Raw genomic sequence first — 12461 nt, 5'->3', positions numbered from 1 at the left:
AATGTGGAATTCTACCAAAATAACACAATTACTAGGTATTGAGTATCCAATTTTACAAGGTCCAATGGGCGGTGGTTTTTCAACTGCCGCTTTATTGGCTTCTGTAAGCAATGCAGGCGGATTAGGCAGTTATGGCGCTTACACACTCACACCTGAAGAAATTAGAGAAGCTGGAAAACAAATTAAACTTGCTACTTCTAAACCTTACAATATCAATTTATGGGTTAATGATGTTGACAAAGAACTTCTAAATTATCCTCCAGAAAAACTGGAAAAGATAAAACAGAATTTTAAACCTTATTTTGATGAATTAGGGATTCCGCTTCCTGATTTATCTTCGAACATTCCTTCTAAATTTGAAAAACAAGTAGAAGTTTTATTCGAACTGAAACCCGCTGTTTTCAGTTTTATTTTCGGAATTCCATCAAAAGAAATACTGAAAGAAAGCAGAAAATTAGGCATAAAAACCATTGGAGCGGCAACAACTTTAGAAGAAGCGCTCGCGCTAGAAGATGCCGAAGTAGATGCGATTATCGCTGCAGGATTTGAAGCTGGCGGACACAGACCTTCTTTCTTAAAACCAGCACAAGATTCTTTTACTGGATTATTTACCCTTGTACAGCAATTAAAAGCTAAAACCAAAACACCAATTATTGCTGCGGGCGGAATTATTGATGCAAAAGGAATAAAAGCCGCAATGGCATTAGGAGCCGATGCTGTGCAACTGGGAACTGCTTTTATGGTTACAGATGAATCGGGCGCTGCGCCTGTTCATAAAGAAATGCTTTTTACTCATCCGAATGTTCCAACTACGGTTTCAAAATCGCTTACAGGAAGAATGGGACGAATGATTAGCAATAAAATCTCTGACGCTGTTCCCTTTGAAACGGAAGTACTTCCTTTTCCTCTTCAAACCAAATTAATCGCCCCTTTAAAAGTAGCCGCACTCGCCCAAGGAAGAACCGACATGATTAGTTTTTGGTCGGGACAAAATACAAGCAATTTAAAATACCACAAAGCCAGCGAATTGATGCAGGCTCTAATTGCTGAAATGTCGGTGTAGTTTTTTAACGCAAAGTTCGCGAAGGTTTTTTATATATAAATGCTGGAGATTTTAAGTTCGCAAAGGTCTTGCTAGCTGTTAAGCTTGTGCGTAATTTTTTTTAATCTCTCAAAGTCGCAGAGTCGCAAAGTTTTTTTACCTCTCGCAGATTTGGCAGATAGAGCAGGTTATATTTTTAATATTAAAAAAACCCAATGAATCTGGCAAATCTGCGAAAGATAAATCCTTTTAATCTGTTTAATCTGTGGCTTTAAAAAATAAAAAACTTTGCGCCTCTGCGACTTTGCTAGAATTTCATATTGTTTTCTTCACAAAGCTTTGCGAACTTAAAACACAATCTTAAGAAAAAAAATCTTAGCGAACTTTGCGTTAAAAAATACCAAGCCCAGCAGCGTCCAGTTCACCCCGAAGTTTGTCCGCTTCAACATAATTTCGATTTCGTTTTTAAGGCTTTCAACGCACATTTGTACCGTTAAATAACTTTAAATATCAAAATCATGAACTCAAAAACAACAAAAATTATCTATTGGACAGGCGCAGTATTAACTTCTTTATGGTTTGGCGCAAGCGGTTTTTTTGAATTAACAAATAATCCATTGGTTTGGGGCATTACACAGCAATTAGGTTATCCAGCACATTTCATTTACATCCTTGGCGTTTTTAAATTAGCTGGTGTCATTACGCTTTTAATTCCGAACAAATTATTGAGATTGAAAGAATGGGTTTTCGCAGGCGTATTTTTCGATATTATCTTTGCTTTCTTTTCCAAAATTGCGGTTTTAGGTTTTGGCGCAGCAACCGATGCCATTATTGCCTTTGTAATGGTAAGTGTTACGTATGCAATATATAGAAAATTATACACCGCAACTTATACTCCATCAGAAATAAACTAAAGAAAATATATCAAAATAAAATGCCTAATAATTGATATTAGGCATTTTATTTTTTTTTGTCTAATTCTCTACAATAAATCACAATGAAAAAGATCATTCTAATTCTCTGTTTTGTACTTTCAGCTTTGTTTTTTATAAGCTGTTTTATGTTTCCAGGATTATAAAATGAAGCCAGTTAATTATCTGATAAAAAGAGAGATTAACTGGTTTAACGGTTTTCTAACCAACTTAAAAATGCCGTTGCTTTTTCTTTTCCTACCAATAATTTTTCTTCTGTAGGAACACTTAGTTTTACAATTATTTTTCGTGAGAAATAATGTTCTGCTTCTCGTATAGCCGAAAAATTAACCAAATATTGTCTGTTGATTCTAAAGAACTGAATTGGAGATAAAAGTTTATGAATCTCATCTAAAGACTGTGTTAACGGATATTCGTTTTTGTCTAAAGTCATTATCGTTGGCGTTTCGTTTTTGATGAAGAAAAACGCAATATTCTCGGTTAAAACGGTTTGATATTTATTGTTTTTGAAAACCAGAAAACTGCTTTTCCCTTTATTTTCGCCATTTCTAGTCAATAAATAATCAAAATCGGGCATGGCTTTTTTATTTCTCTGAAAGAAGTTTTTCAATTCTCCCGCTTTCTTTAAAGCCTGCGAAATACTATCTCTTGAAAAAGGTTTTAGAACATAATCAATTCCGTTTGATTTGAAAGCTTCTATTGCATAATCGTCAAAAGCGGTACAGAAAATGACAGGCGACAAAACCTCAACATTCTTAAAAATCTCAAAACACTGACCGTCTGCCAGTTGAATATCCATAAAAATAAGATCTGGCTGATCGTTTTCTAAAAGATAATCTACTGCGCCGTCAATGCTTTGTATATAAGACAAAATCTGAACATCGGGTCTTATGCTCAGAATTAATTGACCAAGTGCTTTGGCCGTTTTTACTTCATCTTCAATTATTATGATAGTCATAATTTAGCGGTATTTTTACTTTAAAGGTAGTTTCGTCTTTGTCAATTTCAATTTCTTTATGAATCAGGTGCATAAAACGCTGGTTGATATTATCTAAACCAACACCTGTAGACACGGCGCCTCTTTTGAGTTGAATTTTATTTTCAACTACTAAAAATTCGTTCTCTGTATAAAGCTTTATTTTGAGAGGTTTATCTAAAGAAACAACATTGTGTTTGATACAGTTTTCGATTAATAACTGCAAAGTAAAAGGCGGAATTGCCGAATCGTACTGTTTTGGATCAATTTCATTTTCTAAAACAAATCCGTCTTCAAAACGCGCTTTCAGCAGATACACATACGAATCCAGAATCTGAATTTCTTCGCTCAGCGGAATCAAATCCATTTTTCGGCTTTCTAGCGTAAAACGGTAAAAATCGGATAATTTCAAGATAAAATCTGAACTCTGCGGATCTTGGATATCAACCATAGATTTTAGCGTATTCAGACTATTAAATAAAAAATGCGGATTTACCTGCTGTTTCAGTAATTCGTATTGAGCACCAAGATTTACTGCTTTTGTACGTTCTAGTTCGACTCCCATTTGCTGTGTCTGATAATTTTGAAAAAGCAAATGCAGAAACATATACACAATCAAGTTGATCAAAACTCCGCGTAGTTCGAACATGATTGGCGCATCCATTTTTGAAACTTGAAACAGTTCTTGATGTGCGATTACTAAAATCACCATTAAGACAATCCCTAGAATAACACTCAGTAAAAGTTTCCAGTTAAAAAGGCTTTTGTTGGCATGATTAGCAGAAAATTTTGGTAAACTATAAATGTTGTAATACCATATAAAAAGGGAGAACAACAACGTAATCGAAGAATTTATAATAAGGTCTCCAGGTGTAGAATCGGCATCAAATAATTTAGGTATTGAAGCCATAACCGCCAATGCAATCGAACTTCCCCAAATGACTTTGAGCGAAACCTGAAAACGTTTTGTTTTTTCCATATTGTAATTGGTTTGTTATGATCAAAGATAAGTTTATTTGAAAAAGATTTCACGCAGATTTTTACTGATTTTAGGAGATAAGCGCAGATAAATTTTAATCTCGCAAAGTCGCTAAGGCGCAAAGTTTTTTTATTCTCATTTTGTAGAGCTACTCGCGGAGATCCCTCGTTCCTCGGGATGACAAACAGGGCGGAAAACTAGAATCAAAAAAAATCTACAAAATCTGCTAAAATCACTTTAAATCTGCGTGAAACAAAAAATCTAAGCCTTCTTAACTCCCAAAATAGCACCTGAATTCATATCTTGAACAAAACCAATGATTTCGAAATCCTGCGCATTATAGTTTTTAGGAAGATGAACAGATGTTGTTCCTTTTTTGGATTTGTTTAAATCTACAGATTGCAAATTACGAACAATTTGATAATGCGATAAAACCCGATGCGCATTCTCGCCTCTTTTTACATTGCTTTTAGCTTCTTTCTGAACAACTGCAAGCAATAAACGACTGTTTTTTGAAGTGACTTCGACGTTATAATTTACTGCAAGCAAATTCTCATTTTGAATGCTTTCTAAACTTAAGCTCGTCGAAACTGGCTTTGAAAGTGCCGATTTAATTCCGTTTCGCAGACTCGTTTCCTGAGAACCTATATAATCGGTTTTTCCATTAATAATTACTTGAGGTGTGTAAATTGGTTCTTTTCCTAAAAATTGAGCATAATCGTATTGTCTTTTGGTAAAATCGGCATTACTGAAAATGTCTTTCCAGCCTTGCTTGTCCCAATAATCGACATGATAAGCCAATACATAAACGTTTTTATCTCGGTATTCATTCTGAATTTTTCCAAGCAATTCATCAGCAGGCGGACAGCTCGAACAGCCTTCGGAAGTATATAATTCTAAAAGTGCAAAACCTTTTGAGTTGTTTTGACTAAAAACGCTGTTTCCAATTAAAAAAAACAGCACTATAAATCCACTTAATATTTTTATCTTTTTCATAATTCTCATTTGTTAAACCTAACAGGTTTTAAAAACCTGTTAGGTTTGTTAAGAGTAGAATTTTCAAATCAACTCATAATTTATAATTCATTAAAGAATATTAATCTCAACGTTTATATTTCCTCTAGTCGCTTTAGAATACGGACAAGTCTGATGCGCTTGCGCCGCCAAAGCTTCAGCAGTTGAAGTGTCAATTCCAGGAAGACTTATATTTAATCTTGCCTGAAGCGAATATTCTCCTTCTGTTACGCATAAATCTACTTCGGCATCTACAGCGGTTTCTGCTGGAAGTCTAACCCCAAGTTTAGAAGCCGCAATTCCTAAAGCTCCAATAAAACAAGCCGACCATCCCGCAGCAAACAATTGCTCCGGATTTGTCCCCGGACGCGAAGATCCAGGTGCGCTTAATTTGATATTCAATTGTTCATCTGAACTTTGAGAAGCTCCTTCTCTACCGCCTGTTGTGTGTGTTTTTCCTGTGTATAAAATTTTTGTTTCCATGATTTTTTTGTGTAAAATGTTATTTGTAAAAAGTGAAATGTTTATTGATATTGATTTTTGCTATTGCAATTGCTATTGAATTTGGAATTTGGGATTTGGGATTTAAAAATTGGAATTTACTTAGAGACATCAATTATCGCTTGTGCAAACGCCTTTGGATCTTCTTGGGGAACGTTGTGTCCGATTCCCTTTAAAACTCTGTGTTCGTATTTTCCGGTGAATTTGTTGGCGTACGCTTTTCCATCCGCGAAAGCGCCGTCAAAATCACTTCCTATTGTAATGGTTGGCACTTTAATCTCTGGTTTTGCAGCAAGGCGTTTTTCTAGATTATCGTATTTTGTTTCTCCTCCTTCAAGAGATTGTCTCCATCTGTAATTGTGAATCACAATCGCTACATGATCTGGATTATCAAAAGATTGAGCCGTTTGATCGTACGTTGCTTTGTCGAAATTCCATAGCGGAGAAGCGATTTTCCAGATTAGTTTATTGAAATCGTAAGTGTTTTGTGTGTAACCTTGTTTCCCTCTTTCAGTTGCGAAATAATATTGGTACCACCATCCTAACTCAGCTGTTGGAGGAAGCGGTTTTAAGTTTGCTTCTAGATTCACCACCAAATAACCACTTACTGAAACCAAACCTTTTACGCGTTCTGGCCAAAGTGCTGATACTACAACTGCTGTTCTCGCTCCCCAATCGAAACCGCCAATTACAGCTTTGTCAATTTTTAGTGCATCCATAAAAGCAATAATATCACTGGCTAAAGCTGCTTGCTGACCGTTTCTAAAAGTTTCTTTTGATAGGAAAGTCGTTGTCCCGAATCCACGTAAATAAGGTGTAAAAACGTGGTATCCTTTTGCTACTAAAATCGGAACGACTTCATTGTAACTGTGAATATCGTAAGGCCAACCGTGAAGTAATATTACAGGCGTTCCGTTTGACGGACCTGCTTCGGTATAACCTACGTTTAATAATCCAGCGTTGATTTGTTTTAAAGTTCCGAGTGAACTACTTACTTCAATTGTTTTTTGTTTTGAAGTTTGTGCTTGAGTGAAAGCTGCATTCATAAAAAGAATAGCGATTAGAATATTGGATAGTGTTTTCATAATTTTTATTATTTTATTAGTTGATTATCAGTTAATTTCTTCGTCAAAGGTATTTTGACAATGTTTGTTTTAAAAGGCAAAAAAAGGTGAAGTGGACAAGGTTACGGTTGAAGTGGACAGACTTTGTTTTTGTATCGCAGAGTTCGCAAAGGATTTTCGCAAAGTGCACAAAGGTTTTTGAGTTGAAACTAAGTTTCTTTTAAGTTCACAAAGCTTTGTGTTAATATTGGACTTTATTAATCTCGCAAAGGCGCGAAGTCGCAAAGTTTTATTCTCACAAAGCTTTGTGAACTTAATGTCTATTGACATTCTCCTTAAACAGAACTTCGCGTCCTTTGCGAAAATCCTTTGTGTACTTTGCGTTAAAAACTTTACGCATTTCAACTCGAAACTATTTTTTCAAATGATTAAAATCTGTGAAAATCAATTTAATCTGTGGCAAAACTTTCAACACAAAGCTTTGCGAACTTAATGTCTATTTACATTTTCCTCAAACAAAACTTCGCGTCCTTTGCGAAAATCCTTTGCGCACTTTGCGTTAAAAACCATACGCATTTCAACTTGAAACTATTTTTTCATTACAAGTATCGGTTTTCCCTTTTCCACAATATAAGTCGCCAGTTCTGATGCTCTAGCATTTGTATTATTTTTAGCTGAATGCACTACGCCTGCTGGAATAAAAAGCACTTCACCTGCTTTTAGTGTCACTGGCTTTTCTCCTTCAATCTGATATTCCAACGAACCTTCAACCACATAAATCACTTCTTCGCCTGGATGAGAATGTTTCCCAAAAGCTGAATGTCCGTCAAAATCGATTCTTGCCTGAACCATCTCTTTTCCTGGAGTACTTAGATCATGTTTTTGCAAATCGATGCGTTTTACTCCTTGTGCCGCAATCTGATTCTGAACTAAAAAGGCAATGATTCCTAAAACAATTATTGCGATGATAACCCATGTTTTTTGTTTTTTCGTTTCCATAACTTCTGATTTAAATTGTTTGTTTTCGTTAATTTCTTTGTCAAAAGTATTTCGATAACCCTTCATACAAAATCAGAAAATAGGTGAAACGGACAAACTCTAAGGTGAAATGGACAGGCCGTGAGTTGTGAATTTTGAGAGTAAAATGTTTGAGAGATTAACCGCAAAGCACGCTAAGATTTTACGCAAGGTTCGCGAAGTTTTTAATCTCGCAAAGACGCGAAGTCGCAAAGTTTTATTCTCACAGCTTTGTGTTCTCAATACTTATAATAAGTTTGACTCTAAAAATATCTTTGTGCGCTTTGCGTCAACCTTTGCGCTCTTTGCGGTTAAATAAAAAGCATGTAAAACCTTTGTGACTTCGTGCCTTTGTGGCAAAATGAGCAAAAAAAAATCAGGATTAGCATTTTACCACCATCCTGATTTTCTGAATTAAATTTAACCTTCACTTTTATCTTCTGCCTCTAAAGCCTCCTCCGCCTCTAAAACCACCGCCGCCGAAGCCACCGCCATTAAAACCGCCTCCGCCTCTTTGGATGTTTTGGAAATTTCTGGTTTGCATTTCACCACGATCTCTTGACATAGCCGAACGATCAAGATCATTTGTAATGTCAGGACGTCCAGGTTCTCCAAGCGGTTTATTTGGCTGTCCGAGCGTTTGATCTGCTTTAGGAAAATTATCTCTCTGAATTCCGTCTCCCATTCGGGTTTCGCCTCCTAGGTTTTGACCAACTTTTGGCAAATTATCACGCTGAATTCTTTCTCCAGCACCATTTGCGCCAAGTCCTTCATTAGGTCTATCGCGCTGAATTCTCTCTCCCGATCCATTCGCTCCAAGTCCTTTATTCTCTCTATTCTGAATCCCTTCACCCGCTTTTTTGGATGAACCTAAAGTTCCCGCTTGCGTCCAACCACCGTTTCCGTTATTATAATGGCTCCAGTTTCCGTTGGCATCTCTTTTATATACATGTCCGTCGTGACCAGCATAGAGATTATTATTGGTATGAATCGTTGTTCCTCCACCTCTTCTGTGTGTAATCACACCTTTATTTCCGCCAGAAGTTTCATAACCAATTGCTGTTCCTCGTCGTGTAGTAATATGTCCTGTCTGCGCCCACTGATTTCCATTTGTAGCAGCCGAATGTCCCCATTGTGCATACGCATTATGCCCTTGATTCGTTCTAGCATAATTTCCCGTCCACGGATTGTATGTGCTTGCAGCCGTGCGTCCGCCATACCATCCTTGCACACTTGCAGAACGTCCGTATCTTCCCGTTGCAGGATTATACCATGCCGAAGTTCCTGCAGCGCCATAAGGTCCGTAAACGCGTCTTCCTGCCGCATAACCACCCGTCCATGGATTATAAACTGCTCCACCTCCGTACGCATAAGGCCACGGACGATAAATTGGATACAGTCCGCCGTAATACATATAAGGCGGATAATACCATCCCGTGCCATAAGTCAATATCGCGCCAAATGTAGCACCAATAATAAAAGCACCTAAATAACCCGCTGTCGAACTGCTTTCAACCGTTGTATCGGTTGTGGTTTGCGTTACATACGTTACATTGTATACTGGCGAACTTGGCGGAATCGTATATATCTCTTTCGGCACAGAATCGCATGTTTTCCATGGTCCGTTCGGACTTGTCGACATAAACCAAACCGCCTGAAAACACAAATAATACAAATCGCCCACTTTTATAATCTTCTCCTGCGTGTTGCTTGCGTATTGCATTTTCGTTCCATCAATAGGTTTAAACTGTGGCGTTCCTCCATCGTAGGTTACTTTTACTTTTGCCTCAGCATCCGATTTCTTTAAAATAGCCGTTGTCGGAACTTGCGATAACATTACCGCATCATTGGCTTCCTGCGTTCCTGGCACCGATGACAATACATTGGCTCGCGGAGAATCTTTCGGAATTTTAGCAAAATCAGCAGGAAGACTATTACTGGCATAACTCCAAGGTCCTGTTAACTCTTTAGACTTAAACCATCTTCCAGACAATAGTACATAATACTGACCTTTGTTTTCGTCGGCAAAAACATCATTTTCGGTATTATCAATGTATAACAATTTGGTTCCTGGAATTTTAACGAATTTCGGACTTCCGTTTATCGCAATCAATTCAGCAGGTTTATTACTGTAGAAAACCTCTGGAGCGTTTCCAGAAGAAGGCGGCGGAATCATTTTCTTAACATCATCAAAATTCTGTCCCGAAGGTAGACTGCTTAAACCCGAAGGTAATTTGGTTGTTTTTGTCCATTTGCCTTCGATATTTTTCGAAGTCAGCCAAATGTTCTCTACCAATAAATAATAATCTTTTGTGGTTTTATCAAAAAACAAATCCCAATTGGTATTTACCACATATTGAATATCCGATTTTTCTACAGGCACCAAAACCGGTTCGCCTTGCACAATAAGCAAAATCGACGGATTCGTACTGTAAAAAATCGCAGGAGGATCGTTTTTAGCCGCAATTCCCTTTGGCGGACTTTTGGTATGACTTAAATCTGCCAAAATACGATCTACCGAAATAGGATCTCCGCTCTGAGGCAACGTTTCTTTAAAAAGCTTTTCCATTTCAGGAACTTTCTTTTCATCAAGAGCTGGAAACCGGATATCGGTTACCTGAAGATTTTTAATAAAAGCGCTTCGATTGTCTTTGTCTACCAATGTTTCTGCCTTCAAAGAAGCCACTCCCAAAACCTGTTTTCCATCTTTTGGAGTCAGCGAAAAAGCTACTCTCGCTGTAAGTTCCTTAAAATCTTTCCAGTCGTCTACCTGAGGCTGATAATAAACCAGTTTTGTCCCGTTATTTTGGGATTCCCGAGGCCAGCCACGATCTGCAATTAATGTAGAGTCGGCAGTATCAGACTTTCCAGTTTCAGAACTTGACTGCTCCGTATTTTTATCTTTTTTGCAGGAGAACAAAATTGCACTCAAACAAACTCCAATTATTAGAAAAGCATTTCTCATAAATTTAAAAGTTAGATTATTCATTGAAAATTTATTTTCTCGATCGTCGTATAAAATTCTTTCGTATAAAATTAAATTCACCACATAAATAAAACTACAAATCAGCCGCTTACTTTGTTTCACATTATAATTTGAAACCAAATAAGTGCCTAAATGCTCTTTCTTTTCTCAAACCAAAAATTTTTAATCTGCTCCTAATAAGGTAAGCTAAAATGAAGCATTGATATTGATTAGGAGCTGTTTCCCGCTATCCGTTACAATCTTTTGTGCTGAACCCCAGCACAAAAGGATTTCCACTTCTATCGGGGCTAGGGCACTCATTTTCAAAAGGAAGTTTTACAAAAAATTATTATTTAAAGCCTTTTGTGTTCTAACCTCAATCTAATCAATGGTTATAAATTATATTTATAACAATAAAAAATTATTAATTTGATTAATAAACACCTTCCCTATACCTTTGTCTCATCAAAATCAAAGAAATGATTTGAACATCTTAAAAAATAACTTAAAAAATAGAAATCATGAAATTTACAAGAAGAGCAAACGCAAACTGGAAAGGTACAGGAATGGAAGGAAAAGGAACCATTAGTACACAAAGCACAACTTTAGATAATGCTCAATTATCATTCAAAACTCGTTTTGAGCAAGGTGTTGGAACCAATCCTGAAGAATTAATCGCAGCGGCACATTCTGGGTGTTTTACTATGCAGTTAAGCTTTTTATTATCTGAAGCGGGTTTCGTTCCAGAAGATTTAGATACAACAGCTAAAGTAACTTTTGAAGACGGAACTATAACCTTAATTCAGTTAGAATTGACTGGAAAAGTACCTGGAATTTCTGCAGAAGAGTTTCAGCAAACTGCTCAAAAAGCAAAAGAAATTTGTCCAATTTCTAAATTGCTGAATACTGAGATTACTTTACAAGTAGCACTTAATTAAATACCTATTTCAAACAAAGCTTTGTCCTCCTGAGCGAAGTCGAAGGACACGCCAGAAATTCCACATAGAATATCATCAATCTTTGTAGAGTTACTCGCGGAGATTCCTCGTTCCTCGGAATGACAAAACTGTGGGAAAACAGAATTTCAACAAATAATCAACAATCTAAAATTTTATAAAATGAAAACAATATTTAAAAGCTTTTTAGCATTAGCAATACTAATTTTTAGTCTGGCAACAGCAAACTTAAACGCACAAACTAATCCTAAAATTAAAAATGTCGTATTTGTTCACGGTGCATTTGCAGATGGCTCTGGATGGCAAGGTTTATACAAAGTTTTGACTAAAAAAGGCTATAATGTAACGATCGTTCAGAATCCGTTGAGTTCTTTGGAAGATGATGTTAAAGCCACAAATTTAGCTTTAGACAAACAAGACGGACCCACTATTTTAGTTGGACATTCTTGGGGAGGAACAGTAATTACAGAAGCTGGAAATCACCCAAAAGTAGCGGCTTTGGTTTATGTAGCGGCTTTACAGCCTGATAATGGCGAAAATTCTTTTCAGTGGTTGCAAACTGCTCCTCCAGCTCCAGAAAATGGTGTATTGCCTCCAGATGAAAAAGGAATTGCGTATTATGACAAAGCTAAATTTCACTCTGGTTTTGCGGGAGACTTGAGCAAAGAACAAGCCGATTTTATGTATGCTTCGCAAGGTGCTTTTCATGCGCAAGGTTTTTTAACTCCGATAACTAAAGCTGCTTGGAGAACTAAACCTTCTTACGGAATCGTAGCGACTGAAGATAAAAGTATTGTTCCAAGTATTCAGCACGCCATGTACAAACGTTCTAACACCAAAATCACTGAAATTAAAGGTAGCCACGTGGTTTTTATTTCTCAGCCAGAGAAAGTAGCGAATGTGATTATTGAAGCGTCAAAATAATTGTGAATGGTTAATTGTTAATTATAAATTCATACATAAGCTTGTCATTTCGACGGAGGAGAAATCTTCGCGAGAAACTCTACAAAGATTG

11 protein-coding genes are annotated in these 12461 nt (G+C 36.8%); 4 read left to right on the top strand and 7 right to left on the bottom strand.

The features are described 5' to 3' along the window. Position 1 precedes the first annotated feature (1 nt). Positions 2-1063, top strand: a complete 1062-nt coding sequence (locus ACFO3N_RS16805) for an NAD(P)H-dependent flavin oxidoreductase (protein WP_379799620.1) — start codon at positions 2-4, stop codon at positions 1061-1063. A 497-nt stretch (positions 1064-1560) separates the two neighbouring features. Continuing rightward, on the top strand, positions 1561-1956 hold the full coding sequence (locus ACFO3N_RS16800) for a DoxX family protein (RefSeq protein ID WP_379799618.1): 396 nt from the start codon (positions 1561-1563) through the stop codon (positions 1954-1956). A 208-nt stretch (positions 1957-2164) separates the two neighbouring features. Here the strand turns inward: ACFO3N_RS16800 and ACFO3N_RS16795 are convergent, their stop codons facing one another. The 7 genes from ACFO3N_RS16795 to ACFO3N_RS16765 form a co-directional block, all read right to left on the bottom strand. Next, positions 2165-2932, bottom strand: a complete 768-nt coding sequence (locus tag ACFO3N_RS16795; protein WP_095929122.1) for a LytR/AlgR family response regulator transcription factor — start codon at positions 2930-2932, stop codon at positions 2165-2167. Next, entirely contained in the window at positions 2913-3929 is a 1017-nt protein-coding gene (locus tag ACFO3N_RS16790) for a sensor histidine kinase (protein WP_379799615.1), read from the bottom strand. Before ACFO3N_RS16790 ends, ACFO3N_RS16795 begins: the two co-directional genes overlap by 20 nt. A 261-nt stretch (positions 3930-4190) precedes the next feature. Further along, on the bottom strand, positions 4191-4925 hold the full coding sequence (locus tag ACFO3N_RS16785) for a DUF1223 domain-containing protein (protein ID WP_379799613.1): 735 nt from the start codon (positions 4923-4925) through the stop codon (positions 4191-4193). Between the two features lie 90 nt (positions 4926-5015). Then, positions 5016-5426, bottom strand: a complete 411-nt coding sequence (locus ACFO3N_RS16780) for an organic hydroperoxide resistance protein (RefSeq protein ID WP_379799611.1) — start codon at positions 5424-5426, stop codon at positions 5016-5018. A gap of 116 nt (positions 5427-5542) precedes the next feature. Further along, entirely contained in the window at positions 5543-6529 is a 987-nt protein-coding gene (locus ACFO3N_RS16775; protein WP_379799609.1) for an alpha/beta fold hydrolase, read from the bottom strand. Between the two features lie 567 nt (positions 6530-7096). Next, positions 7097-7507 (bottom strand): cupin domain-containing protein, encoded by a 411-nt coding sequence (locus ACFO3N_RS16770; RefSeq protein ID WP_379799606.1) that lies wholly within the window; start codon positions 7505-7507, stop codon positions 7097-7099. Between the two features lie 451 nt (positions 7508-7958). Continuing rightward, the gene (locus tag ACFO3N_RS16765) at positions 7959-10490 is read right to left on the bottom strand and encodes a hypothetical protein (RefSeq protein ID WP_379799604.1); all 2532 of its coding nucleotides are present in this window, start codon (positions 10488-10490) and stop codon (positions 7959-7961) included. A gap of 521 nt (positions 10491-11011) precedes the next feature. Here ACFO3N_RS16765 and ACFO3N_RS16760 point away from each other — a divergent pair. Together ACFO3N_RS16760 and ACFO3N_RS16755 are read left to right on the top strand one after the other, a co-directional pair. Next, positions 11012-11428 (top strand): OsmC family protein, encoded by a 417-nt coding sequence (locus ACFO3N_RS16760; protein ID WP_379799602.1) that lies wholly within the window; start codon positions 11012-11014, stop codon positions 11426-11428. Between the two features lie 180 nt (positions 11429-11608). Beyond that, a complete protein-coding gene (locus ACFO3N_RS16755) occupies positions 11609-12370 on the top strand; it encodes an alpha/beta hydrolase (RefSeq protein ID WP_379799600.1) in 762 nt (253 codons plus the stop codon). Positions 12371-12461: the final 91 nt, after the last annotated feature.

The organism is Flavobacterium chungangensis, from assembly GCF_042654045.1.
Taxonomy (GTDB): domain Bacteria; phylum Bacteroidota; class Bacteroidia; order Flavobacteriales; family Flavobacteriaceae; genus Flavobacterium; species Flavobacterium chungangensis.
This window is presented reverse-complemented; position numbering and strand designations above follow the sequence as displayed.